The following is a 25,164-nucleotide window of genomic DNA, read 5'->3' on the forward strand; positions in this document are numbered from 1 at the left end:
TCGACGGCGAACATCCGACACCTGGTCTATCCCGTCCGGCCGCCGGGCGATCGCCGATGCAGCGGCGGCGCCACCTCCAGCCGAGCGCGTCCGGTCGGACCCTGCTTCGTCGGTGCGCCAGCCTATCGCGCCTGGCTTGCCCGAAGCTGCCGCGCAACGGCGATCGGGATCCGTTGAGAATCTCGTCCAACCGACGCTATGCAGAGAGGATCTCTGACCCGGCGCCGTGGTGGTACCTGCCCGACCTCCTGTCCGGCTCTCCGGCGCTGGCGCTGACTTGCCGGATTGGCTACATCCTCCTTGCCACCCGAAGGATCCCGCCATGGCCGCCACGACCCGAAAGCTGACCACGGTGTTCGCCGCAGACGTGCAGGGCTATTCGCGTCTGATGGAGCACGACGAGGAGGGCACGCTCGCTACGCTGAAGCAGTATCGCGAGGCGATGGGCCGGCTGGTGGAAACCCACAATGGCCGGGTGGTGAACACGTGGGGTGACGCGGTGATCGCCGAGTTCGGCAGCGTGGTCGAGGCGGTCCGCGCGGCGATCGACGTGCAGAACGAACTTGCCCAGCGCAATGCGGCGCGGCCGCAGGAAGCGCGGATGTTCTTCCGCATAGGCATCAATCTCGGCGACGTCATTGTCGACGGTGACGATATCTACGGCGACGGTGTCAACATCGCCGCACGGCTGCAGTCGGAGGCAGAGCCGGGCGGCATCCTGATCTCCAGCACGGTCTACGAGCAGGTCCGCAACAAGGTCGCCGTTGGCTTCGATTTCCTCGGCGACCTTGCCGTGAAGAACATCGAGGAGCGCGTGCCGAGCTATTCCGTGCGGATCGGCGGTGAGGCGGCAAGGCCGCGTCGTCCCGAGGCGCCGCCATCTGCGTCCGATCCAGCCTCCTGGGGCCGCAATGCACCCCCGGCGCCCGCGCCAGCGGGTAGCCTCGCCTCCCGGCTCCCGATCCCGAAAGAGTTTGCCGGCCTTGCCATCGCTGCGGCGGTGGTGACGGCCATCAACCTTTTCACATGGGGCGGCGATTTCTGGGCGAAATGGCCGCTGCTCGGCATCGCAGTCGCAGCCGCGATCCGGTTCTTGCGCTATTCCGGCCGCGGCCGGCGCGAGCGTTGACCGCTCCTGCCGCTCACGGATAGAGCCTGGTCTTCTCCCAGCCGCCGTCCCGGGCCTCGAAGCGCATACGGTCGTGCAGCCGGAATGGCCGGTCGTGCCAGAATTCCATCTCCTGCGGCATCAGGCGGAATCCCGACCAGTGCCCGGGGCGGGGAATTTCGCCGATCGCGTGGTGGGCCGTGAATTCCGCCACCGCCTTCTCAAGCGCGAAGCGGCTTTCGAGCGGGCGCGACTGCTTCGACGCCCAGGCGCCGATGCGGCTGCCGCGCGGGCGGGATGCATAATAGGCATCGGCTTCCTCGGCGGAGACGACCTCCACCGGGCCCCGAATGCGCACCTGGCGGCGCAGCGACTTCCAGTGGAAGCACATGGCCGCCTTCATGGAGGCGAGCAATTCGGTGCCCTTGGCGCTCTCGAGATTGGTGTAGAAGACGAAACCCTTCTCGTCGAAGCCCTTGAGCAACACCATGCGCACGTTCGGCAGCCCGTCCTGGTCGACGGTCGCTAGCGCCACGGCGTTTGAATCGTTGAGTTCGCTCTTTTCGGCATCGGCCAGCCACTCGGCGAAGAGCCGCAACGGCTCCGCGCTTTCGGTGAAGTCATGCTTCGTTAACTCTGTTTCCGCCATTGTTTCCCGGGAGGTGGTGAGGCCTGGGAAGGAGATGGCCCATTGTCGCGGCGCGTTCAAGCATTCCGGAGCGGTCTCCGGGCGGTTTTCGTCTGTGCCAGGCGTCCGCTGGTGGCTGCCGCGACAGTTGTTCTCGTGCTGTCGGGCTGCGCGTCCAGAGGGCTCGATCTCGACAGCCTGGCGGTCGACGCCACCATCACCACCAACGCGACCGGCGCTGGCAAGGCCGCTGCCCCCGACGCGGAAAGGCTCTCGGACGAGGTGTCGATCCGCAACGCCGTATCCTCCGCCAATCTCGACGAACTGCCCGACGGCCGCATCCACTGGGCCAATCCCGACACCGGATCGCGCGGCGAGATAAGCCGCATCGTCGAACGCCGCGAGGACACCACGCTCTGCCGCCGCTTCATCGTCTCGCGCGAGAGTTTCCAGGGCGTGGCGCTCCATTCCGCCGAGGTCTGCCTGGCGCAGGACGGCAGCTGGTTCACCCGCGTCTTCGAGGCGGCCTGAGTATCAAACTTTTTGCGACGGATTCCTGCGGCGAAAACTGGAATTTCTTCCTAGAACCCTCATATTGAGGACAATTCAGGTTCCTTTCACCACAGGCAGCTCACATGCGTGATCCCTACGAGACACTGGGCGTGGCCAAGTCCGCGAGCGCCAAGGACATCAAGTCCGCGTTCCGCAAGCTCGCCAAGAAGTACCATCCGGACCAGAACCCGGAGGATCCGAAGGCGAAGGAGCGGTTCAATGCCGCCAACCAGGCCTACGAGATCCTCGGCGACGAACAAAAGCGTGCGGCCTTCGACCGCGGCGAGATCGATGCCGACGGCAAGCCGCGCTACCAGGGCTTCGAGGGCGCCGCCCACGGCGATCCGTTCGCCGGTTTCCGGCGCGGGCCGGGCGCCGGCAGCACGCGCTTCGAGTTCCGCAGCGGCGGTCCCGACGGCGCCGGCCTCGGCTCGGAGGACATTTTCAGCGAACTGTTCGGCCAGGCCTTCGGCCGTGGCGGCGCGGGTGCCGCTGGTGCCGGTAACCGCCGCGCCGGCCCGCGTCCGGCCGACACCACGGCCACCCTCGACATCTCGCTCGAGGAAGCCGCGACGGGTGCGCATGTCAACGTCCTGTTCCCCGGTGGCCGCAAGCTCGCCGTCAAGCTGCCGCGCTACGTCGAGGACGGCCAGACGATCCGCCTGAAGGGGCAGGGCGAGAACGGCGGCGACGCGCTGGTCAAGCTACGGTTCCGCCCGCATCCGCGCTACCGCATCGAGGGCCGCGACCTTCACGCCGACCTCTTCGTCGACCTGAAGGATGCGGTGCTCGGCGCCAAGCTTCCCGTGGAGACGGTGGCGGGAAAGCTGGCGGTCACGGTTCCCGCATGGTCGGGCTCCGACAAGGTGCTGCGCCTCAAGGGCCGCGGCCTGCCGGAAAAGACCGGCGGCGAGGGCGATCTCTACGTCCACGTGCGCATCATGCTGCCGGAGGACCAGCGTTCCGACCTGGAGGTCCTGGCCCGCCGCATGGCTCACTGATCGCCGCCCTGTCCGCTTGTCCCGAGGGGATCGCTGTGCGATAGGCAGTGCCGCGAGAAAGCCAGTCCGGGAGAGAATGCGATGGCGACGGGTAATGGTCTGATGGCCGGCAAGCGCGGCCTGATCATGGGCATCGCCAACAACCGTTCGATCGCCTGGGGCATCGCCAAGGCCTGCGCCGACCAGGGCGCCGAACTCGCGCTCACCTACCAGGGAGACGCCTTCAGGAAGCGGGTCGGCCCGCTCGCCGAGGAGCTGGGCGCCCATCTCGCCGGCCATTGCGACGTCACCGATCCCGCCACCGTCGACGCCGTGTTCGACGGCCTGAAGGAGCGCTGGGGCGGTATTGACTTCCTTGTCCACGCCATCGCGTTCTCCGACAAGGACGAACTCGACGGGCGCTACGTGGAGACGACGCGCGAGAATTTCCTCCGCACCATGGATATCTCCGTGTACTCGCTGACGGCGGTCGCCAAGCGCGCCGAGCCGCTGATGACCAATGGCGGATCGATCCTGACGCTGACCTATTACGGCGCCGAGAAGGTCATGCCGCACTACAACGTCATGGGCGTCGCCAAGGCGGCGCTAGAAGCCAGCGTGCGCTATCTCGCGGTCGATCTCGGCGGCAGCGGCATCCGCGTCAACGCGGTCTCCGCCGGCCCCATCAAGACGCTCGCGGCATCCGGCATCGGCGATTTCCGCTACATATTGAAGTGGAACGAATACAACTCCCCGCTGAAGCGCACCGTATCGATCGAGGAAGTCGGCGATTCGGGCCTGTACTTCCTGTCCGACCTGTCTCGCGGCGTCACCGGCGAGGTGCACCACGTCGATTCGGGCTATCACGTCGTCGGCATGAAGTCCGTCGACGCACCGGACATCTCCACGGTCAAGGACTGACGCCCGTAATTCCGCCCCCCAACCGTCCCGGAACCAGGAAGCGATGCCCCCGCTCGTCTACTTCGTCCGCCACGGCCAGACCGACTGGAACGTCGAAAGCCGGTTCCAGGGCCAGCACGACGTCGACATCAACGCGACCGGCCGCGAACAGGCGCGCCGCAACGGCCGCAGGCTTGCCGAACTGATCGATGAACCGGCCCGGTTCGACTTTGTCGCCAGCCCCTTGAGGCGCACCCGCGAGACCATGGAAATCGTGCGGACCGAACTCGGCATGGAACCGCAGGGGTACCGGCTGGAACCGAGACTGATGGAACTGCATTTCGGCGACTGGCAGGGGCTGACGATCGACCGGATCGAGGCGGCATTTCCCGGCTCGGAGGAGGCGCGCGAACGCGACAAATGGGGCTTCCTGCCGCCGGGACCTTCCGCCGAGAGCTACGAGATGCTGTCGGAGCGCGTCCGTCCCTGGCTTGCCGCGATCGGGCGCGACACGGTCTGCGTCACGCATGGCGGTGTCATCCGTTCCATCTTCCTGCAGACCGGCACGGCCACCCGTGCCGAGGCCGAGATGATGGACGTGCCGCAGGACAGCATTCTGCGCTATTCCGACGGGCGGCTCGACTGGCTGTGAGCCGCCGCGTTCGCGGACGCCCCTATTCGTAGACCGCCATGTCGGTGATCTGCTTCACGCCGTTGATGACGTCGAAGGCGATGACGATGTCGATGCCGGGCTCGATGCCCGCGAGGTCGACCTCGCCGGGCAGCTTGTAGGTCTGCCCGTCCTCCAGCGTGATCGTCAGTTTCTCCTCGTCGACGGACTTGATCGTGCCTTCGGTCTGGTCGGCGAAGGCGGTCGCCGACATCAGGAGGAGCGCCGACAGGGCCGACAGCAGGATGCGCATGGGATACCTCGTTCGTGCTTGTCCGGCGCGTTCCGGACGGTGCTGTGGATCGGATTCGAGGAGAGCAGAAATACAAGGAATGTGTCAAAACTAATTCCGCGCCCCGACCGTTTGACCCTTTCTCCAAAGCTCAATAGAAGGCGGCGGGGCGCCGTCATCATTGCGGGCGTCCGCCGCCGGGATCTCCGCACCGCCATGTCTCACAACACTTTCGGCCATCTCTTCAGAGTGACGACTTGGGGCGAGAGCCACGGCCCGGCACTTGGCTGCGTGGTTGACGGATGTCCGCCCGGGATCCGCTTCACACTCGCCGACATCCAGACCGAGCTCGACCGGCGCCGTCCCGGGAAGTCGCGATTCGTTACACAGCGTCGCGAGCCGGACGCGGTCAGGGTGCTCTCGGGGGTGCTTGCGGAAGAGGACGGCGAGACGCTTGTCACCACCGGCACTCCGGTCTCCATGATGATCGAGAACGTCGATCAGCGCTCGAAGGACTACGGCGAGATCGCGCGGCAGTTCCGACCGGGCCACGCCGACTATACCTATGATGCCAAGTATGGCATCCGCGACTATCGCGGCGGCGGTCGCTCCTCGGCACGTGAGACCGCCGCGCGGGTGGCTGCGGGCGCCCTGGCGCGCAAGGTCGTGCCGGAATTGGTTGTGCGAGGCGCGCTGGTCTCCATGGGAGAAAAGTCGATCGACCGGGCCCACTGGGACTGGGATTTCGTCGACGACCCGGAAAACCCCTTCTTCACGCCGGATCCCGGTTCGGTCCCCGTCTTCGTCGACTATCTCGACGGCATCCGCAAGGCCGGATCGTCGGTTGGGGCGGTCATAGAGATCGTCGCCGAGGGCGTACCGGCCGGGCTCGGCGCGCCGATCTACGGCAAGCTCGACCAGGACATCGCCTCGCTCCTGATGTCGATCAACGCGGTCAAGGGCGTCGAGATCGGCAACGGCTTCGAGGCCGCGCGCATCACCGGCGAGGCCAATGCCGACGAGATGCGCATGGGCAATGACGGCCGCCCGATCTTCCTGTCCAACAATGCCGGCGGCATCCTGGGCGGCATCTCGACCGGCCAGCCGGTCGTCGCCCGATTCGCCGTCAAGCCCACCTCCTCCATACTCAGCCCCCGCCAGTCCATCGACGTCGAAGGCAACAACGTCGAAGTCGTCACCAAGGGCCGCCACGACCCCTGCGTCGGCATCCGCGCCGTCCCCATCGGCGAAGCCATGGTCGCCTGCGCCATCGCAGATCATTATCTGCGGCATCGGGGGCAGGTGGGAGAGAAGGCGGTCGACAATCGGCAGTCGACAATCGGAGACGGTTGACGCGGCCCGATCTGTCGCTACTCCCCGACTGCCGCGAACGAAGTGAGCCCCATGCCCTACGATCAGAAAAAAACCGTCGAAGCCCTGCGCGCATTCGAGCGCGGCGAGATCGTCGTCGTCATGGATGACGACGGCCGCGAGAACGAGGGCGACCTGATCGTGGCTGCGGTCCACTGCACGCCCGAGAAGATGGCCTTCATCGTGCGCCACACCTCGGGCATCGTCTGCGCGCCGATGGGCAAGGAAGACGCGCGCCGTTTGAACCTCCAGCCGATGGTCGCAGACAACGACGCGCCGCATTCGACCGCCTTCACCGTCAGCGTCGACTTCAAGCACGGCACCACCACCGGCATCTCGGCCGACGACCGGACGTTGACCGTGCGCAATCTCGCAAACGGAAACGTCGGCGCGTCGGATTTCGTGCGTCCAGGCCACATCTTCCCGCTGGTGGCACGCGAGGGCGGCGTGCTGATGCGCTCGGGCCATACGGAAGCGGCAGTGGATCTCTGCAAGCTCGCCGGCCTGCCCCCGGTCGGCGTCATCTGCGAACTGGTCAACGATAACGGCACCGTCATGCGCGGCCCGCAGGTGACGGCCTTTGCCGAGGCGAACGGCCTCAAGCAGGTCTCGGTAGCCGACCTCATCGCCTACCGCCAGCGCCAGGAAACATTCGTCCAGCGGATCGAGAGCTTCGACATCGACACTCCAGGCGGCCCGGCACGCGCCCACACCTACACGCTGCCGTGGGACCCGATGCACCACCTCGCCATCGTCTTCGGCGACATCCGCGACGGCGAAGACGTGCCGGTCCGGCTTCACCCGGAGGATGTGGTGCGCGACATGTTCGGCAAGACCGACCGGCTCCAGCGCATTATGAAGATCATGGGCGAACGCAAGCGCGGGGTCATCGTCTATCTGCGCGAAGGCTCCGTCGGCGTCGGCCACCACGAGCGCCACCGCCCGGGCCAGGGCGGCGGCGAGAACCACGAGGAAGCGGTCCGACGCGAGAGCGAATGGCGAGAGATCGGGCTCGGCGCTCAGATCCTGCGCGATCTCGGGATCGCATCTATCCAGCTACTCGCCTCGCGCGAGCGGCACTATGTAGGGCTGGAAGGGTTCGGCATCCACATCACGCGCACGGAGATACTGGAACGCGATTGAGACTCCTCGCCACTTTCCTCTCGCTGCTTTTATCGGCCGGTGCGGCCAGCACCGGCGAGGTCCGCGCGATCGAAACGCCAGCACCGGTGCAGCGGATCGAGGTGGCCGGCGACGCGGCGTTCCTCAAGACCGTCGCCGGCTCGGTCTTTCGTCTCAAGGCCTGTCCGGACCGTCTGATCTGCCTCGATCCCGCCGCCGCCATGCCCGAGCGCGCGAAGCCGCCCGCCGGCGGGCTGCCCGACGGCTCGACAGCCACGGCCACCTCGGGCGACATCGTCCGCGCATGGTACACGCGCCCGACCGGGCGCTACGGCCACGGTGTGCTCGGCGATGCAACCGAGGCGGGCGGCCTGAAGGTCGAGACGCAGTCCGGTGAGGAACTGGAATTCGTTCTTCCCGATACGCATGTCTTCGAGGACCTGACCCCCAGGATCGCCGATATCGACGGCGACGGGACCAACGAGGTGGTGACGATCCGCTCCTCGCTGATCAGGGGTGCCGCCGTCGCCGTCTATGGCCTGCGCGATGGGGCGCTGCGGCAACTCGACGTCGCGCCGGAGATCGGCCGCAGCAGCCGCTGGCTCAACATCGCCGGCATCGCGAAGTACTGGGGCTCCGATGCGCCGCTGATCGTGTGGGTGGAGACACCTCACATCAGGGGCACGCTGCGCATGGCACGCTTCCGCGATGGGCGCCTCGAGGTCCTCCCCGACGAGACGCGCGGCTTTTCCAACCACGTCATCGGCTCGCGCGAACTCGGGCTGTCGGCGACTGGCGATCTCGATGGCGACAACATCGAAGACCTCGTGCTCCCCACCGCCGACCGCCGCGGCATGGTGGTCCTGACCGCGCGGGGCTCCGACATCATCCCGCTGCCGGGTGCGGTGGCCCACCGCATCGTCATCGTTTCGGACATCGTGGTCTCGGCGACAGAGAACGGAAACCTGCTTGCGATAGTCCCTGAACCCGACCGCTAACTCTGGTTGGCGCCGCACAAAGGAACGGGGGTTCTCATGTGGGATTTCGACATCGGGCGCACGCTCGGCATCATGGCGCGCACCTGGCCCTTCATCGCACTCCGGCTCGTCGTCTATTTCGCCATCACGATGGGCTATGTGGTCGCGACCGGCACGGGAGCGGGGGTCGGCTACGGCGTCGGCCACGTCATGTCCGATCCCGACGGGCCGGTGACCTTCGCCTTCTGGGGCGGCATCCTCGGCTTCGGCGCGGTCTCGCTGCTGCTCTACTGGCTGCGCGAATACATCCTCTACATCATCAAAGCCGGCCACATCGCTGCGATGGTCCTCCTGATCGACGGGCGCGAATTGCCCGAAGGGCAGGGCCAGATCGCCTATGCCCGCGCGATCGTGACCGAACGCTTCGCCGAGGCGAACGCGCTCTTCGTGCTCGACCAGCTGGTGAAGGGTGTGATTCGTGCCATCACCGGCCTGATCGGCGGCGTCGCCGCGTTCCTGCCCATCCCGGGACTGCGGGGAATCGTCGGCTTCATCAACAGCGTCATCCGCATGTCGCTGACCTATGTCGACGAGATCATCCTCGGCTACAACATCAAGGTCGAAAGCGACGCACCCTTCGACACGGCGCGCGAGGGCGTCGTGCTCTATGCGCAGAACGCCACGACCATGGTCAGGAACGCCGTGTGGCTGTCGGTTTTCATGTGGTTGATCGCCATCGTCGTCTTCTTCTTCATGCTCGCGCCCGCAACGGCGATCCTCTACGCCATGCCAGGACAGCTCGCCGGATGGTCCTTCGTTCTGGCGATTGTATTCGCCTGGGCGCTGAAGGCGGCGCTGCTCGAACCCTTCGCCATCTCGGCGCTGATGTCGGTCTATTTCCGCACCATCGAGACGCAGACGCCGAATCCCGAATGGGATCGCAAGCTGACCGAGGCGTCGGAGCATTTCCGCGAGCTGAAGGCGAAGGCGGCGGCGCAGTTTCGACCCTCCGGTTCGTCCGGCCCATCCACGGCGCCCCGACCCGCCTGAGGCCGGCGTGGGCGTTCTGTCGCAACTCTGTTGAGGGAAACACGCCTGGAGCGGTTCGGAGGTGGCGCATCGCCGCGGGAGTGCTAAGTTCCCGCGCATGACAACACGCCTCTATACCCACCCGATCTATCTCGAACACCTGACGCCACCCGGCCATCCCGAACGACCGGATCGGCTGCGCGCGATCGCCAAGGCGCTGGAGCACGAGAGCTTCGAGACCCTCGATCGTGTGGAATCGCCGCAAGCCGACCCTTCCGCCGTTTTGCTGGCGCATCCGGAGGAGTATCTGGAGCGCATCCGCAAGGCCATGCCCGAGGAAGGCATGGTGCGCATCGACGCCGACACCTCGGCGAGTTCGAAGACCTGGGAGGCCGCGCTGACCGCCATCGGCGCTGCGACGGCGGCCGTCGACGACGTCTTCACCGGCAAGGCTGACAACGTCTTCGTCGCGGCGCGCCCGCCAGGCCACCACGCCGAGAAGCTGACCGCCATGGGCTTCTGTCTCTTCAACAACGCGGCCATCGCGGCGCGCAACGCGCAAAATAAGTACGACGCCGAGAAGGTCGCCATCGTCGACTGGGACGTGCACCACGGCAACGGCACGCAGGACATCTTCTGGGACGACCCGACGGTGCTCTATTGCTCCACCCACCAGATGCCGCTCTATCCCGGTACCGGCGCGAAGGACGAGACGGGGGCGGGCAACATCGTCAACGCGCCTCTCTCGCCGCACACCGGCAGCGACAATTTCCGCGAGGCCTTCCGCTCGCGCGTGCTACCGGCGATCGACCGATTCAAGCCGGACCTGATCATCATCTCGGCCGGCTTCGACGCCCATCACCGCGATCCGCTGGCCGAGATCGACCTCTACGAGGATGATTTCGACTGGGCCACCGGCGAGCTGATGGACCGCGCCGGCCGCTTCTGTTCCAACCGCCTTGTCAGCCTGCTGGAGGGCGGTTACGACCTCCAGGGCCTGGCAACGTCGACGGCGGTGCACGTCAGGCGGCTGATGAGGGGATAGGAAGCATGCCGGAACAGGCCAACGAGGATGTCAGGGCGATGAGCTTCGAGCAGGCGCTCGAGGCGCTGGAGCGCATCGTCGACGACCTCGAGAAGGGCGACGTCCCGCTGGAAAAATCGATCGCCATCTACGAGCGCGGCGAGGCGCTGAAGCGCCACTGCGAGCAGCTATTGAAGGCCGCCGAAGCCAAAGTGGAGAAGATCCGCCTGTCGCGCGACGGTCAGGCCGTCGGAACCGAGCCGCTCGATCCGGACTAGGCGGCACCCGGCGCCTTACGCCTCGGCTCGCCCGCCACGAGAATCACCACCGAAAACTTCCGGCCGCGCGGCGTAGAAGCGCGGCGGAGATGTCAATCTGTTGTGGGAAGCCTGTTCGAGCGGATGACGAAGGCGGGTTCGCTTTCATCCAGATTAGTTTGCCATCCCCTCTGACATGTATTATCTTGGTCAGGATTGGCTAAGGAGCGCAACGATGCCTGTCGTCAATATGCTGGAGGCAAAGACGAACCTGTCCAAGCTGGTAGACGCCGTCGAAAGCGGCGCGGAGGAAGAGGTTATCATCGCCCGCAACGGCAAGCCGGCGGCGAAGCTGGTTCAACTGGACGCACAGCCGAAGAAGCAACGGCAACTGGGCTTTCTTGCCGGAACGTATCCTCCGATGGATTTCGAGGGATTTCAGGCCATGGATGCCGAAATCGAGAAGATGTTTATCGGAGAAGAAGCTAGGCCTGAAGAGGAGTGAGACTTCTTCTCGACACTCACGTCGCGATATGGACGCTCACCGCCCCGTCGCGCGTAGCTCCGCACGTCTTCGAGTCGATTGGGGATGCCGACAACACGGTCTTGGTATCGGCGGTTGCTGTTTGGGAGATTGCTATCAAGCATCGTCTCGGTCGTCCCGACGGTCCTCCTTTCTCCGGCAATGAGGCGATCGGACACTTCCAGACCGCCGGCTTCTCTCTCCTCGACGTCACGGCTGGACACGCCGCAATGGTGGAGCGGCTGCCGCCGATCCACGCCGACCCCTTCGACCGCCTCATGCTTGCGCAGGCGATCATGGAAAATCTTCAACTGGTGACTTACGATCGGCACCTGGCGCGCTACGATGTCGCCCTGCTGACCTGGTCCTGACGAAGGGAACCCGCCATGAGCTTCTTTCCCGGCAACGACCCCGAGCCCGGCGATGCCTTCGCCTGCGATGCCATCGAGCTGATGGTCATTCCCAATGCCAAGGACATTGGCGGTTTCGAGGTTCGCCGTGCGCTGCCGACGGCGAAGCGGCGCCTCGTCGGTCCCTTCATCTTCTTCGACCGCATGGGACCGGCGATCCTGCGACCGGGCACGGCGATGGACGTCAGGCCGCACCCGCACATCGGGCTCGCCACCGTCACCTATCTGTTCGACGGCCGCATCCGCCACCGCGATTCGCTCGGCACCGAGATGGTCATCGAACCGGGCGACGTGAACCTGATGACGGCCGGGCGCGGCATCGTCCATTCGGAGCGTACGCCCGAGGAACTGCGCGGTTCGCCCATGTCGATGTCGGGCTTGCAGACCTGGATTGCGCTGCCTGACGACAAGGAGGAGGTGGCGCCGACCTTCGAGAACACCGGCCGCGCGCTCCTGCCGGAGTTCGACGACGACGGCGCGTCTGGCCGGATCGTCATCGGAAATTTCTCGGGCGTGCGTTCGCCGGTCCGCACGGCGAGCGACACCCTCTATGCCGACATCAGGCTGAAGCCAGGCGGGCGCGTGCGCGTCCCGGCCGATGCGGAGGAACGGGCGATCTATGTGCTCGACGGCAAGGTGACGATTACCGGCGACCGCTTCGGCGCCGATCGCCTGCTGGTCTTCCGACCCGGCGACGAGATCGTGGTGGAATCGGAAGAGGGCGCGCATTTCATGCTCTTCGGCGGCGCCTCGCTTGGCTCGCCGCGCCACATCTGGTGGAACTTCGTCTCGTCTTCGAAGGAACGCATCGAGCAGGCCAAGAACGAGTGGCGCACCCGCCGCTTCGACATCGTGCCTGGCGACGCGGAGGAGTTCATCCCGCTGCCGGAATAAGGAGCCCAGCGCGTTTACTTTGGCCGGTCGAGCCCCTATCTGCTAGGATCAGCCAAAGCAAAAGCACGCCATGAACTCCAAATCGCCACCCGATACGCCGCTGCTGGACAAGGTTTCCGTCCCGGCAGACCTCCGGAAGCTTCCGGAGGCCGATCTCCCTCAGCTCGCGAGCGAATTGCGCGCGGAGATGATCGACGCGGTCTCCCAGACGGGCGGCCATCTCGGGGCGGGGCTCGGCGTGGTCGAACTGACGGTGGCCATCCATTACGTCTTCGACACGCCAGCGGACCGGCTGATCTGGGACGTCGGCCATCAGGCCTATCCGCACAAGATCCTGACCGGGCGGCGCGATCGCATCCGCACGCTGCGCCAGGAAGGCGGCCTGTCGGGCTTCACCAAGCGCGACGAGAGCGAATACGACCCGTTCGGCGCGGCGCATTCCTCCACCTCGATCTCTGCTGGTCTCGGCATGGCCGTTGGCCGCGACCTGAAGGGCGGCAGGAACAACGTCATCTCGGTCATCGGTGACGGCGCGATGTCGGCGGGCATGGCCTACGAGGCGCTCAACAATGCCGGGGCGCTCGACGCGCGGCTGATCGTCATCCTCAACGACAACGACATGTCGATCGCGCCGCCGTCCGGCGCCATGAGCGCCTATCTCGCGCGGCTGGCCTCGGGGCGCACTTATCAGGGCTTCCGCGAGTTCGGCAAGAAGCTCACCTCCTATCTCGGCAAGGCCGCCGACCGGGCCATTACCCGCGCTGTCGAGCACGCGCGCGGCTACGTCACCGGTGGCACCCTGTTCGAAGAAATGGGCTTCTTCCACATCGGCCCGATCGACGGGCACAATCTGGAACATCTGATCCCGGTGCTGAAGAACGTGCGCGACAATGCGCACGGACCGGTGCTCATCCATGTCGTTACCCAGAAGGGCAAGGGCTACGGCCCGGCCGAGGCGGCCGACGACAAGTATCACGGCGTCGGCAAGTTCGACGTCATCACGGGCGCGCAGGCCAAGGCGCCCGCCAACGCGCCGGCCTATACCAAGGTCTTCGCCGAGAGCCTCATCCAGGAGGCGCGGGAGGACGACACGATCGTCGCCGTCACAGCCGCCATGCCGGGCGGCACGGGCCTCGACCTCTTCGGCGAGGCGTTTCCGAAGCGCACTTTCGACGTCGGCATCGCCGAGCAGCACGCGGTCACCTTCGCCGCGGGCCTGGCGACCGAGGGCCTGAAACCTTTCGCCGCGATCTATTCGACCTTCCTCCAGCGCGCCTACGACCAGGTGGTCCACGACGTCGCCATCCAGCGCCTGCCGGTGCGCTTCGCCATCGACCGCGCTGGCTATGTCGGCGCCGATGGGGCGACGCATGCCGGCTCCTTCGATGTTGGCTATCTGGCGATGCTGCCGGGGTTCACCGTCATGGCCGCCGCCGACGAAGCTGAATTGCGCCACATGGTGCGTACGGCGGTGGAACATGGAGACGGCCCGATCGCCTTCCGCTATCCGCGCGGCAACGGCGTGGGCGTCGACATGCCGGAACGCGGCACTGCGCTTGCCATCGGCAAGGGCAGAATCATGCGCGAGGGCACCAAGGTGGCTCTTCTTTCGCTGGGCACGCGGCTTGCCGACTGTCTGACGGCGGCCGAGGAACTGGACGCGGCCGGTCTTTCGACCACCGTGGCCGACGCGCGTTTCGCCAAGCCGCTCGACAGCGACATGATCGCCCGCCTGGCAAGAGAACACGAGGTGCTGATCACCGTCGAGGAAGGGTCGGTCGGCGGCTTCGGCAGCCACGTGCTGCAGTTCCTCGCGCATGAGGGCCTGCTCGACAACGGGCTGAAGGTGCGCCCGTTGGTGCTGCCGGACGCGTTCACCGACCAGGCGAAGCCTGAGAGCATGTACACCAATGCCGGGCTCGATTCTGCCGGCATCGTGCGTGCCGTCTTCGCGGCGCTCGGCACCGCCTCGCGGGCCGCACGCGCCTGATCCAGAAGGCCGGCATGCTCCTAACGGTCTGTTTACGCTGACCGTTTGCCTCCCGCTTACCCTTTCCCTTGGCCGAATCTTAGCGCGCCTGCGCTAGACAGGCTCCCGGGACAGGGAGATAAGAAAATGAAGAAGCTCTTGGGGGCAGCGGCGCTGGTCGCCGTCATCTGCTCGCCCGCTGTCGCGGACGAGAAATACGACCGCTCGATCGACGAAGCCGCGGCGCGCATCCTGGCGCAGAAGATCGGCGACATCCGCGGCAGCTTCGCGCCGGACGCGGAGCAAGTCTTCGTGCCGGCCGCGATCGACCATACGGCCTCCGTCGGCTCCACCCGGCGCTGGCCGGAGGGGCTGGTACGGGCGCGCGATCCGCTGGTCGCGGTCAACGTCGCTTTCTGAATTCGTTCAAGCGCTGCTTGCCTTGCGGCGGTGCATCCCCCAATGAGTGCGGATGCTGCCCAGCGAAAACCATTCCGGCAAGCGCCGCCTCGATGACCTGCTCGTCCGGCGCGGCCTGTTTCCGTCGCGCTCGCGGGCGCGCGACGCGATCCTGCGCGGTACCGTCTCGGTTGACGGCAGAGCTGACGTCAAGCCGGGCCAGTCCGTCCCCGACACGGTCGCCGTCGAGGTCCGCGATCCCGCGCGCGGCTACGTCTCGCGCGCCGCACTGAAGCTCGCCGCCGCGCTCGACCGTTTCGGCCTCGATCCGAAGGGCGCGACTGCGCTCGATATCGGTGCCTCCACCGGTGGCTTCACCCAGGTACTGCTGGAGCACGGCGCGGCAAGCGTCATCGCGCTCGATGTCGGCCACGGCCAACTTCACGAGGACCTTCTGCGCGACACGCGCGTCAGAAACGTCGAGGGGCTGAACGCCCGCGACCTGATAGCCCATGGCCTCGGAGGTATTGCGCCCGATTTCCTTGTCTCCGACGTCAGCTTCATTTCCCTTCGCCTCGCGTTGCCGCCTGCGCTTGCGCTCGCCGCCCGGGGCGCGCGCGGCGTCTTCCTGGTCAAGCCGCAGTTCGAGGCCGGACGCGCGGCGATCGGCAAAGGGGGCATCTTGCGCGATCCAACCGAGGGCGCACGCATCGCCGCCGACATGCCAGCCTGGCTGGAGACGCAGCCGGGCTGGCGGGCGCTCGGCACCGCTGCCTCGCCGATCGAGGGCGGCGACGGCAACCGCGAGTTCCTGCTGGCGGGAGTAAAGGACCGATGAGGGAAGTGAGCACCCGCCTGAAGATCGGCCGCCTTGGCGGCCAGGGCGACGGCATCGCATGGACCGAGCGCGGCCAGGCCTACGTTCCCTTCGCCCTCCCGGGCGAGACCGTAACGGCCGCCGTGGAAGGCGAGCGAGCCACCATGATGGCGCTCATCGAGCGCTCGCCGCAGCGCGTCGAGCCCCTGTGCCGCCATTTCGGTGTCTGCGGCGGCTGCGTGCTGCAGCATCTCGAACCGTCCGCCTACCGCAGCTGGAAGCGCGACAAGGTCGTGCAGGCGCTGAAATCGCGCGGCATCGAGGTGCCGGTCGACGATCTCGTCGCCTGCGCGCCTGAAAGCCGCCGCCGCGCCGCCTTCACCGCCCGCCATACGGAGAGCGGCCTGCTGCTGGGCTACAACGAGGCGCAGTCGAACAGCGTGGTCGACATCGCGGAATGCCCGATCCTCCTGCCCCAGATCGTCGAGGCGCTGCCGGAACTGCGCAAGCTCGCTTCCATCGTCGCCATGACGAGTTCTCCGTTCCGGCTGCTTGTCACCGCGACGGCCTCCGGCCTTGACATCGCCTCCTCCGACCAGGGCACCCTGTCGGAGGAGGCGCGTCATGCCGCAGCCCGTTTTGTCCTGAAGGCCGGGTTCGCGCGGCTGTCGGTCGACGGCGAGATCGTGGTGGAGCCGCGCAAGCCGGCCGTCATGGCGGGCGAGTTGGCGATCGAGCCGCCGTCGGGCGGCTTCCTTCAGGCTGTGGCCGCCGCAGAGGACGCGATGGCCGCGCTGGTCGTGCCGCACCTCGCCAAGGGAAAGAAGGTGGCCGATCTGTTTTCGGGCGCCGGCGCCTTTGCGCTGCGGCTTGCCCGTCATGCCGAAGTGCATGCCGTGGAGACGGACGAGGCCGCGCTCGGCGCGCTCGACCGTGCCTTCCGCCAGGCGACGGGGCTGAAGCGCGTCACCACCGAGAAGCGCGAACTCTTCCGCCGTCCGCTGACCTTCAAGGAACTGAACGCCTTCGGCGGCGTCGTCTTCGACCCGCCGCGCGCCGGCGCCGAGGATCAGGCGAAGCAGCTGGCGCGCAGCGACGTGCCGAAGCTCGCCGCCGTCTCCTGCAATCCGCTGACGCTGGCGCGCGACCTGAAAATCCTGATCGACGGCGGATACCGGCTGCAACGCATCGTGCCCATCGACCAGTTCCTCTGGTCGGCCCATGTCGAAGCAGTCGCCTTGCTGGAGAAGCCGAGGAAGCGCCGCTGAGTCAGGCGCGCTCGGCAACCACGAAGTCGCGCCCGAGAAGGCGCGCGAAAACCGCCTCCGCATCCCCGTCGTCCGCGCCGCGCCAGGCGACGATCTGGTCCGGTCGGATCAGCACCAGCGGCCGCTCGTAGAGCGCCGCGACCGCTTCGTCGGAGATGCGCACCACCGCGAGATCGATCCCGATGCGCGCGGCTTCGCTGATAAAGCCTTCAGCATCGGGCGGATTGCTGCCCAGGCGCAACAGCGTCCATTCGAAGCCGAAGACATCGTAAAGCGATTTGCCCGGCGCCAGCCAGTAGTGCGGAGGGCGTCCTCCGGGCACCGCTGAGGGTCTGTATTCGTTGACGAGGTCCTCCGGCGGCGTCGCTCCGTCGGAGAGGATCGCCGGCGAGCCGTCGTAGCGCGCGCCGAAGGTGATGCCGGGAATGTTGAACTCCCTGCGCCCGTGCGCTTCCAGATAGGCGCCGGCCTCGCGGCGCGCCACCTCGCCCGCCTCTGTCTCGTCCTCGATCTCGGGGGCAGGCACGTAGTTGCCGAGCGAATCGGCGAAGGCGCGTGCAAAGCGCGTGTTGCGCACCGCTACCGCGCGGCGCTCGGTCGCGTAGCTGGCGAGCAGCGCGGGGCCAGCGACGCCCTTCAGCGCGGCGGCGAGCTTCCAGCCGAGATTGACCGCATCCTCGATGGCCGTGTTGTAGCCGAGCCCGCCGGCGGGCGTGAAGAGATGCGCGGCATCTCCGCCGATGATTACGCGCCCCTCACAAAACCGGTCGGCGACCAGCGCGTGGCCGGCCGTCCAGCCGGTCTTCGACAGGATCTCGCAGTCCACCAGCACGCCGACGGCGGTCTGGAACATGCGCCGCGCATCGTCGTCGGTGATCGCCTCCTCGTCCTCGCCGTCGCGCAACTGCGTGTGGAAGGCGAACTCCCCGCGGCCATCCACCGCTGCCATGAAGGCGCGTCGGTCCTCGTTGAAGGTGCAGTTCATCCAGGCCGGCGCATGCGGCACCACTGCGTAGAACTGCGGACAGCGCAGGTAGATCGCGAACATGCGCCCGCCGAAGAAGTGGCGCCGCACGCCGGTCTCGCCGCCATAGGTGATACCGAGCCCGCGCCGCACCGAGCTGCGCGGCCCGTCGCCTCCGACCAGATACCGCGCGACGATCTCCCGCGCCTCCGATCCATCGTTGCGCTCCACCCAGGCGCGTACCCGCTCGCCCTCGTCCTCGAACCGGGTCAGGCGCCAGTCGAAACGGACCTCGATGCCGGGAAGCGCCTCGGCGTGGCTGCGCAGCACGCGCTCTACGTACTTTTGCGAGACCCGGTGCGGCGGCTCCGCCGCGTTCCACGACCCGGCATTGCTGGCGGTGGTCCTGTGCGCGTCTTTTGCCGACGGCAGCTTGAAGCGCGCCAGTTCGTGGCCAGCGTAGCGGGTGAAATAGGCGATGTCGGTCGGGTAGTCCGGCGGCAGGCCGAGCCGCCTAATCTCGTCGGCGAAGCCGAGGCGGCGATAGTGCTCCATCGTGCGCGCTTGCGTGGCGTTCGCCTGCGGATTGAAAGCGGTCGAGGGCTTGGCGTCGAACAGCGCCGCCGTCACCCCGCGCCGCCCCAGTTCGTTCGCCAGCATCAGCCCGAAGGGACCGCCGCCCGCGATGAGGACGTCAACCTCCTGCTCGTTCATCCGCAGTGCCTCCCTTCGCCGGGATATCGCGCAAGACCGCCGGTGCCAAGCCAGGGAGGAGGGCCGTCACGTATTCGGCGTCTAGCCCCGAGCGCCGAGCAGCCGCTCAACATACTTGGGAACGATCTCGGTCGCCTTACCGTGCTCTGCTTCAGTGAACAGGGAAAACCCCTCCGACGGTTCGAGATTGAGCTCCACCGTGTGGGCGCCCGCACGCTGCGCCTCCTGCACGAAGCCGGCGGCGGGATAGACGTTACCGCTGGTGCCGATCGAGACGAACAAATCGCAGGCCTCGAGCGCCGCCTGGATGTGCTCCATGTGGTACGGCATCTCGCCGAACCACACGACGTCGGGCCGCATGTATCCCGTCGACCCGCAGGCCGGGCATAGCGTGTCGGTCGCCATGTCTGCGGCCCAGGCGTGCCGGTTGCTGCAATTGGCGCACAGCGCCTTGCCCAGTTCGCCGTGCATGTGGATCAGCTTCGAGGACCCGGCGCGCTCGTGCAGGTCGTCGATGTTCTGGGTCACCAGCAGGAAATCGCCGTCGAACTTGCGCTCCAGCCGCGCCAGCGCGGCGTGCGCCGCGTTCGGCTCCACCCCGGCCATCCCGCGCCGCCGGGCATTGTAGAAGTCGTGCACGAGCGCCGGATCGCGCGCAAATCCTTCGGGGGTCGCAACGTCTCGATAGTCGACCTTCGACCAGATGCCACCCTTGTCGCGAAACGTGTCCACCCCCGATTCCGCCGATACGCCGGCTCCGGTGAGGATGACGATGGAGGAGGGGGGGTTCATGCCGCACTACCTATGGCCGTCAGCGATGCAATGGAAGTTCCCGTTTGATGTGCAAAGCCCTGCTGCCGCGGACGAACGCTTCCTAGCTCTGAGCCCTCACACCGCCTGCGTGCCGCCCACCGTCATCCGGTCCATCCTGAGATGCGGCTGGCCGACGCCGACGGGCACGCCCTGGCCGGCCTTGCCGCACATTCCGATGCCGGTGTCGAGCTTCATGTCGTTGCCGATCATGGAGACGCGGTGCATGGCGTCGGGGCCGTTGCCGATCAACATGGCGCCCTTGATCGGCTGGGTTACCTTGCCGTCCTCGATCATGTAGGCCTCGGTGCAGCCGAACACGAACTTGCCGCTGGTGATGTCCACCTGTCCGCCGCCGAAGGAGACGGCATAAATGCCCTTCTTCACTGAGGCGATGATCTCCTCGGGCGTCTTGTCGCCGGCGGTCATGAAGGTGTTGGTCATGCGCGGCATCGGTTGGTGGGCATAGCCCTCGCGCCGTCCGTTGCCGGTGGCGGCAACCCCCATCAGGCGCGCGTTCTGGCGGTCCTGCATGTAGCCGACGAGCTTGCCGTCCTCGATGAGCACGTTGCGCGCCGAGGGCGTGCCCTCGTCGTCGATCGTCAGCGAGCCGCGCCGCTCGGCGATCGTGCCGTCGTCGACCACGGTGACGCCTCTGGCCGCCACCTGCTGCCCCATGAGGCCGGAGAAGGCCGAGGTCTTCTTGCGGTTGAAGTCGCCTTCGAGCCCGTGGCCGACCGCTTCGTGCAGCATCACGCCCGGCCATCCGGAGGAAAGAACGATGTCGAAGGTGCCGGCGGGCGCCGGGACAGCCTCGAGGTTCACCAGCGCCTGGCGCAGTGCCTCGTCAGCCGCATGCTTCCAGGATTCCTCGGCGACGAACTCCCCAAAGCCCTTGCGGCCGCCCATGCCGTAGGAGCCGCTCTCCTGGCGGTCGCCGTCTCCGACCACCACCGACACGTTCATGCGCACCAGTGGGCGGATGTCGCGCACCAGATGCCCGTCGGCACGCAGGATCTCCACCTGCTGCCACGAGGCCGCAAGCGAGGCCGTCACCTGGCGCACGCGCGGGTCCTTGGCGCGCACCCAGCCGTCGATCTCCTGCAGAAGCTTCGCCTTCTCGGCGAAACCGGGCGCCGCGATCGGGTTGACGTCGTCGTAGAGCCGGCGGTTCGTGCCGGTCGGCGCCGCGGCGAGCGAGCCTGAATACCCGGCCTTGACTGTCGATACCGCGTCGGAGGCGCGCAGCAGCGCCGCCTGCGAGAGTTCGCTCGCATGGGCGAAGCCCGTCGCTTCCCCAGCGACGGCGCGCAGCCCGAACCCCTGGTCGGTGTTGAAGTTCGCCGTCTTAAGCCGTCCGTTGTCGAAGACGAGCGCCTCCCCTTCGGAGTATTCGAGGAACAGTTCGCCATCGTCGGCGCCCGAGATAGCGTCGGAGACGATTCGGCGGACGGTCTCTTCGGAGACGTCGAATTTCTCAAGCAGGCTCTGGGTCATGCGGGTTCCCGATCGGACTTGGTTCGCTTTCCTGCTAGATAGGCGAAGGTCGGGATCATTCCCACACCCCGGGAGGCATTTGGCGATGGCTTACACGCAAAAGACTTTGCCGACGGATGCCAGCGTTGCGGACTTCGTGGCCGCAATCGCGGACGACCGTCGCCGCGACGAGGCCGCGCGCCTGGTGCCGATACTGGAACGCGCGAGTAGCGAGGCGGCGCGCATGTGGGGCGTATCGATGGTGGGGTTCGGCGAGTATCACTACAGGCACCCGGGCGGCCAGAGGGGCTTCTGGTTCCTGACCGGCTTCGCGCCGCGCAAGGCGGCGATGACCATCTACGTCATGCCGGGGTTCGAAGGATGGCCGGACCTGATGGGCCGCCTCGGCCGCTTCACCACGAGCAAGTCGTGCCTCTACCTGAAGCGGCTGACCGACGTGGACGAAGAGGTGCTGGAAGAACTCGTGCGCAGGTCGGTGGATCTCATGCGCGAGCGCTACGCAGTGCGCGAGTAATCGTGCCCGAAAGGCCGCCGCCTCAAGGCAGCGCGGCGAATCCTTCGCCGAAGCCCTTCAGGTCCACGGGGATGCCGATGCCTTCCTCGGGTGTCTGGAAGACGATGAAGGTTGCCGAGGTGCCGGTCTTCAGCGTCTCCAGTAGCGGCTCTTCGAGAATCACCTCGGCATAGCAGCCGTCCTGGAAGCAGCGGACGAAATAGGCGCGGCCGATGTCCTTGCCGTCGACGTTGAGGCCCAGCCCGTTCGGCAACAGCACGCCGAGCGGCGCCAGCACGCGCAGGATCTCGGCCTTGTTGTCGGCGGTCTTCAGCACCACGACCGAGAGACCCACCTCCGGCCTGTCCTCCGCCACCACGTTCTGCATCATCACACATTGTTCGCCGGTGGCGCCCGCCGGTATGTCGCAGATGATCGACCAGGCACCGTGCGTGGAGCGGGCGGGGCTGGTCTGCTGCGCGCCGGCTGGCAAAGTCGCGATTGCGAAAGCAACGGCGCCGAGGCCGGTGAGAAAAGTCCGTGCGGGAAGGATGCTCATCTGCGCTCCGTGGCGAATCAGGTGGAATGTACCGCGCGGCACGCGCCGGACCAAGCGCACACATCGGCATCGCGGATTACTCGTGCCCTACTGTGCGGGGAATTTGCCCGAATTGCGACGCGGGGGCGATTCGCCGCGCGCGCTCGCCTCTTTGTCTGCTATTCGCAGCGCACCGGCGCCCCAATCTGCCACCACGGACGGGGTGCCGATTTGATCTGGCGCAAAAATGCCGCACGGATGGCAGCGGGCGTTTTGTTGCGGTCCGCGAGAGAGTATGGTTTTAACGGCGCGAGTCATGCCGGGCCTTTCCAGCCCGGCTGGGAAATGTGCGCGGCGGCCCTTCCGACCGCGGCGATCGAGGAGAAATCGAGCGTGACGAGAAAGTTCCTGACGCTGGTGTCCGGCACGATTGCGCTTATGGCGGCGGCGACAGCCGCGGTGGCCAACCCCGTCGACTGGCAGACGACCATGAATCCGGCGGCCACGCCGATCATGGAAGAGATCCGCTGGTTCGAGCAGTACACGCTGTGGTTCATCACGCCGATCACGCTCCTTGTGCTCCTGCTCCTGGCCTGGGTGATCTTCCGCTACCGCGCCAGCGCCAACCCGGTGCCGTCCCGCACCAGCCATCATACGGTCATCGAGGTGATCTGGACGGTCGGTCCTGTGGTGATCCTGCTGTTCCTGGCCATTCCCTCGTTCCAGCTGCTCACGGCGCAGTATACGCCGCCTGAGGAGCCGGAACTCACGATCAAGGCGATCGGCAACCAGTGGAACTGGGACTACGAGTATCAGCTCGAAGAGCCTTTCAATTTCAATGCCGCTCTGCTGCAGGATGGCGCTCGCGCCGAACTCGGCAAGGAGGACCTCGTCGGCTATCCGCGGCTCCTGGCCGTCGACAACGAGGTCGTGGTCCCGGTCGATACGACCGTGCGCGTCCTCGTGACGGCCAGCGACGTGCTGCACGCATTCGCCATGCCGTCCTTCGGCATCAAGGTCGACGCGGTCCCCGGCCGCATCAACGAGACCTGGTTCAAGGCGACCAAGGAAGGGCTCTATTATGGCCAGTGCTCGGAACTCTGCGGCAAGGACCATGCCTTCATGCCGATCGGCATAAGGGTCGTGAGCCGCGAGCAGTATGATTCCTGGCTGATTGCCGCGCGGGAGGACCTCCCCGGTGCCAACCGGGCCCTCATGGCCCAGATCGAATCGAAGACGAAGCTAGCGGCCGCCGGCGACTGATCCCGGGCCCTGACAGAATGACAATGGAGCGGTGAAGATGGCAGGCGCTGCAGCTCACGACCACCACGAGCACAAGCCGTATGGCTGGACGCGGTGGGTCTACTCGACCAACCATAAGGATATCGGAACCCTCTATCTGATCTTCGCGATCTGCGCCGGCATCATCGGCGGCGCGCTCTCGGTCGTCATGCGGTGGGAACTCGCCGAGCCCGGCATCCAGATCTTCCATGGCCTGGCGGGCATGGTCTACGGCGTCGAGGGCGACGCCGCCGTCGATGCCGGAAAGTCCATGTACAACGCCTTCACGACGGCACACGGGCTGGTCATGATCTTCTTCATGGTCATGCCGGCGCTGATCGGCGGCTTCGCCAACTGGATGGTGCCGATCATGATCGGCGCGCCGGACATGGCGTTCCCGCGCATGAACAACATCTCCTTCTGGCTTCTGCCGCCGGCCTTCATCCTGCTTCTGATGTCGGCCTTCATGCCGAGCGCTCCCGGCGCCCACGGCGTCGGCGGCGGCTGGACCATCTACCCGCCGCTCTCGACGTCGGGCCAACCGGGTCCTGCGATGGATTTCGCCATCCTGTCGCTCCACATCGCCGGTGCGTCCTCGATCCTCGGCGCGATCAACTTCATCACCACGATTTTCAACATGCGCGCTCCGGGCATGACGCTGCACAAGATGCCGCTGTTTGCCTGGTCGGTGCTGATCACCGCCTTCCTGCTGCTTCTGTCGCTGCCGGTCCTGGCGGGCGCCATCACCATGCTACTGACCGACCGCAATTTCGGCACGGCATTCTTCGCGCCGGAAGCCGGTGGTGACCCGATCCTGTTCCAGCATCTGTTCTGGTTCTTCGGCCACCCCGAGGTCTACATCCTGATCCTGCCGGGCTTCGGCATCGTCAGCCACATCGTCTCGACCTTCTCCAGGAAGCCGATCTTCGGCTATCTCGGCATGGCCTATGCGATGGTCGCGATCGGCGTCGTCGGCTTCGTCGTGTGGGCGCACCACATGTACACGACCGGTCTTTCGCTCGACACGCAGCGCTACTTCGTCTTCGCCACGATGGTTATCGCGGTGCCGACGGGCGTGAAGATCTTCTCGTGGATAGCAACCATGTGGGGCGGATCGATCTCGATGCGCACGCCGATGCTGTGGGCGATCGGGTTCATCTTCCTGTTCACGGTCGGCGGCGTGACGGGCGTCCAACTCGCCAATGCGGGCCTCGACCGGGCGCTCCACGACACCTACTACGTTGTCGCGCACTTCCACTACGTGCTGTCGCTCGGTGCCGTGTTCGCCATCTTCGCGGCCTGGTACTACTGGTTCCCGAAGATGACCGGCTACATGTACTCGCCGCTGATCGCGCGCACCCACTTTTGGGTCACTTTCATCGGCGTCAATCTCGTCTTCTTCCCGCAGCACTTCCTGGGTCTTGCCGGCATGCCGCGCCGTTACATCGACTATCCGGATGCGTTCGCCGGATGGAACATGGTGTCGTCCTACGGGTCCTACCTCTCGGCGATCGGCGTGCTGATCTTCCTCTACGGCGTCTTCGAGGCCTTCTCGAAGAAGCGCGAGGCCGGCGCCAATCCCTGGGGCGAAGGTGCGACGACCCTGGAATGGCAGCTCTCGTCGCCGCCGCCCCACCACCAGTGGGAACAGCTGCCGAAGATCAAGTAGGCTGCGCATCGACATCGAAGCCGCCGCGACGACGGCGGCTTCGCATTAACAAGAAGAACGAAGACTGG

Annotated in this window: 27 protein-coding genes; 21 read left to right on the plus strand and 6 right to left on the minus strand. The window is 66.3% G+C overall.

The window, feature by feature from the left end:
• The first annotated feature begins 322 nt into the window (after positions 1-322).
• Positions 323-1,129, plus strand: a complete 807-nt coding sequence (locus BSQ44_RS07230; protein ID WP_072602592.1) for an adenylate/guanylate cyclase domain-containing protein — start codon at positions 323-325, stop codon at positions 1,127-1,129.
• A 13-nt stretch (positions 1,130-1,142) separates the two neighbouring features.
• Here BSQ44_RS07230 and pdxH read toward each other — a convergent pair whose 3' ends face one another.
• Complete coding sequence (gene pdxH, locus BSQ44_RS07235; protein ID WP_072602593.1) at positions 1,143-1,757, minus strand: pyridoxamine 5'-phosphate oxidase; 615 nt, start codon at positions 1,755-1,757, stop codon at positions 1,143-1,145.
• A 111-nt stretch (positions 1,758-1,868) separates the two neighbouring features.
• On the opposite strand from pdxH, the gene BSQ44_RS07240 reads away from it, so the two are divergent.
• From BSQ44_RS07240 to BSQ44_RS07255, 4 genes are all read left to right on the plus strand, one after another.
• Positions 1,869-2,267 carry an RT0821/Lpp0805 family surface protein gene (locus tag BSQ44_RS07240; RefSeq protein ID WP_157894538.1) on the plus strand — a complete coding sequence of 133 codons (399 nt, stop codon included), beginning with the start codon at positions 1,869-1,871 and terminating at the stop codon, positions 2,265-2,267.
• 104 nt (positions 2,268-2,371) lie between these two features.
• Positions 2,372-3,289 (plus strand): DnaJ C-terminal domain-containing protein, encoded by a 918-nt coding sequence (locus BSQ44_RS07245; RefSeq protein ID WP_072602595.1) that lies wholly within the window; start codon positions 2,372-2,374, stop codon positions 3,287-3,289.
• A gap of 81 nt (positions 3,290-3,370) precedes the next feature.
• Positions 3,371-4,189: an enoyl-ACP reductase FabI gene (fabI, locus tag BSQ44_RS07250; protein WP_072602596.1), complete on the plus strand. Its 819-nt coding sequence runs from the start codon at positions 3,371-3,373 to the stop codon at positions 4,187-4,189.
• A 43-nt stretch (positions 4,190-4,232) separates the two neighbouring features.
• On the plus strand, positions 4,233-4,820 hold the full coding sequence (locus BSQ44_RS07255; RefSeq protein ID WP_072602597.1) for a histidine phosphatase family protein: 588 nt from the start codon (positions 4,233-4,235) through the stop codon (positions 4,818-4,820).
• 22 nt (positions 4,821-4,842) lie between these two features.
• On the opposite strand, the gene BSQ44_RS07260 is transcribed toward BSQ44_RS07255, so the two are convergent.
• Positions 4,843-5,091, minus strand: coding sequence for a DUF1344 domain-containing protein (locus tag BSQ44_RS07260; RefSeq protein WP_072602598.1), 249 nt, complete (start codon positions 5,089-5,091; stop codon positions 4,843-4,845).
• Positions 5,092-5,286: 195 nt separating this feature from the next.
• On the opposite strand from BSQ44_RS07260, the gene aroC reads away from it, so the two are divergent.
• From aroC to BSQ44_RS07325, 13 genes are all read left to right on the plus strand, one after another.
• Positions 5,287-6,423, plus strand: coding sequence for a chorismate synthase (gene aroC / locus BSQ44_RS07265; RefSeq protein ID WP_072602599.1), 1,137 nt, complete (start codon positions 5,287-5,289; stop codon positions 6,421-6,423).
• 51 nt (positions 6,424-6,474) lie between these two features.
• On the plus strand, positions 6,475-7,584 hold the full coding sequence (ribB, locus tag BSQ44_RS07270; RefSeq protein WP_072602600.1) for a 3,4-dihydroxy-2-butanone-4-phosphate synthase: 1,110 nt from the start codon (positions 6,475-6,477) through the stop codon (positions 7,582-7,584).
• Positions 7,581-8,561, plus strand: coding sequence for a hypothetical protein (locus BSQ44_RS07275; RefSeq protein ID WP_072602601.1), 981 nt, complete (start codon positions 7,581-7,583; stop codon positions 8,559-8,561). The genes ribB and BSQ44_RS07275 overlap by 4 nt, the downstream gene beginning before the upstream one ends.
• Before the next feature lie 36 nt (positions 8,562-8,597).
• A complete protein-coding gene (locus tag BSQ44_RS07280; protein ID WP_072602602.1) occupies positions 8,598-9,590 on the plus strand; it encodes a hypothetical protein in 993 nt (330 codons plus the stop codon).
• A gap of 97 nt (positions 9,591-9,687) precedes the next feature.
• Positions 9,688-10,614: a histone deacetylase family protein gene (locus BSQ44_RS07285; RefSeq protein WP_072602603.1), complete on the plus strand. Its 927-nt coding sequence runs from the start codon at positions 9,688-9,690 to the stop codon at positions 10,612-10,614.
• Positions 10,615-10,619: 5 nt separating this feature from the next.
• The gene (locus BSQ44_RS07290; RefSeq protein ID WP_072602604.1) at positions 10,620-10,871 is read left to right on the plus strand and encodes an exodeoxyribonuclease VII small subunit; all 252 of its coding nucleotides are present in this window, start codon (positions 10,620-10,622) and stop codon (positions 10,869-10,871) included.
• 214 nt (positions 10,872-11,085) lie between these two features.
• A complete protein-coding gene (locus BSQ44_RS07295) occupies positions 11,086-11,355 on the plus strand; it encodes a type II toxin-antitoxin system Phd/YefM family antitoxin (RefSeq protein WP_072602605.1) in 270 nt (89 codons plus the stop codon).
• A complete protein-coding gene (locus tag BSQ44_RS07300; RefSeq protein ID WP_072602606.1) occupies positions 11,352-11,744 on the plus strand; it encodes a type II toxin-antitoxin system VapC family toxin in 393 nt (130 codons plus the stop codon). The genes BSQ44_RS07295 and BSQ44_RS07300 overlap by 4 nt, the downstream gene beginning before the upstream one ends.
• 15 nt (positions 11,745-11,759) lie before the next feature.
• Positions 11,760-12,677 (plus strand): pirin family protein, encoded by a 918-nt coding sequence (locus BSQ44_RS07305; RefSeq protein WP_072602607.1) that lies wholly within the window; start codon positions 11,760-11,762, stop codon positions 12,675-12,677.
• Positions 12,678-12,747: 70 nt separating this feature from the next.
• The gene (gene dxs, locus BSQ44_RS07310; RefSeq protein WP_072602608.1) at positions 12,748-14,667 is read left to right on the plus strand and encodes a 1-deoxy-D-xylulose-5-phosphate synthase; all 1,920 of its coding nucleotides are present in this window, start codon (positions 12,748-12,750) and stop codon (positions 14,665-14,667) included.
• A gap of 126 nt (positions 14,668-14,793) precedes the next feature.
• Positions 14,794-15,066 carry a hypothetical protein gene (locus tag BSQ44_RS07315; protein WP_072602609.1) on the plus strand — a complete coding sequence of 91 codons (273 nt, stop codon included), beginning with the start codon at positions 14,794-14,796 and terminating at the stop codon, positions 15,064-15,066.
• A 52-nt stretch (positions 15,067-15,118) separates the two neighbouring features.
• Positions 15,119-15,883, plus strand: coding sequence for a TlyA family RNA methyltransferase (locus tag BSQ44_RS07320; RefSeq protein ID WP_072602610.1), 765 nt, complete (start codon positions 15,119-15,121; stop codon positions 15,881-15,883).
• Between the two features lie 5 nt (positions 15,884-15,888).
• Positions 15,889-17,130, plus strand: coding sequence for a class I SAM-dependent RNA methyltransferase (locus BSQ44_RS07325; protein ID WP_072607916.1), 1,242 nt, complete (start codon positions 15,889-15,891; stop codon positions 17,128-17,130).
• 1 nt (position 17,131) lies between these two features.
• Here the strand turns inward: BSQ44_RS07325 and BSQ44_RS07330 are convergent, their stop codons facing one another.
• The 3 genes from BSQ44_RS07330 to tldD all read right to left on the minus strand — a co-directional run bounded on the left by BSQ44_RS07330 (position 17,132) and on the right by tldD (position 21,115).
• Positions 17,132-18,808: an FAD-dependent oxidoreductase gene (locus BSQ44_RS07330; protein ID WP_072602611.1), complete on the minus strand. Its 1,677-nt coding sequence runs from the start codon at positions 18,806-18,808 to the stop codon at positions 17,132-17,134.
• 81 nt (positions 18,809-18,889) lie between these two features.
• Positions 18,890-19,600, minus strand: a complete 711-nt coding sequence (locus BSQ44_RS07335; RefSeq protein WP_072602612.1) for an NAD-dependent deacylase — start codon at positions 19,598-19,600, stop codon at positions 18,890-18,892.
• 96 nt (positions 19,601-19,696) lie between these two features.
• Complete coding sequence (tldD, locus tag BSQ44_RS07340) at positions 19,697-21,115, minus strand: metalloprotease TldD (RefSeq protein WP_072602613.1); 1,419 nt, start codon at positions 21,113-21,115, stop codon at positions 19,697-19,699.
• Positions 21,116-21,200: 85 nt separating this feature from the next.
• Between tldD and BSQ44_RS07345 the strand changes: the two genes are divergently transcribed.
• Positions 21,201-21,629 (plus strand): DUF1801 domain-containing protein, encoded by a 429-nt coding sequence (locus tag BSQ44_RS07345; RefSeq protein WP_072602614.1) that lies wholly within the window; start codon positions 21,201-21,203, stop codon positions 21,627-21,629.
• Between the two features lie 22 nt (positions 21,630-21,651).
• Here BSQ44_RS07345 and BSQ44_RS07350 read toward each other — a convergent pair whose 3' ends face one another.
• Complete coding sequence (locus BSQ44_RS07350; protein ID WP_072602615.1) at positions 21,652-22,167, minus strand: invasion associated locus B family protein; 516 nt, start codon at positions 22,165-22,167, stop codon at positions 21,652-21,654.
• A 417-nt stretch (positions 22,168-22,584) separates the two neighbouring features.
• On the opposite strand from BSQ44_RS07350, the gene coxB reads away from it, so the two are divergent.
• Together coxB and ctaD are read left to right on the plus strand one after the other, a co-directional pair.
• Positions 22,585-23,409, plus strand: coding sequence for a cytochrome c oxidase subunit II (coxB, locus tag BSQ44_RS07355; RefSeq protein ID WP_072607917.1), 825 nt, complete (start codon positions 22,585-22,587; stop codon positions 23,407-23,409).
• Positions 23,410-23,446: 37 nt separating this feature from the next.
• On the plus strand, positions 23,447-25,096 hold the full coding sequence (gene ctaD / locus BSQ44_RS07360; protein WP_072602616.1) for a cytochrome c oxidase subunit I: 1,650 nt from the start codon (positions 23,447-23,449) through the stop codon (positions 25,094-25,096).
• The last annotated feature ends 68 nt before the right edge of the window (positions 25,097-25,164 follow it).

Origin of the sequence: Aquibium oceanicum (assembly GCF_001889605.1) — a bacterium.
Classification (GTDB): Bacteria; Pseudomonadota; Alphaproteobacteria; order Rhizobiales; family Rhizobiaceae; genus Aquibium; species Aquibium oceanicum.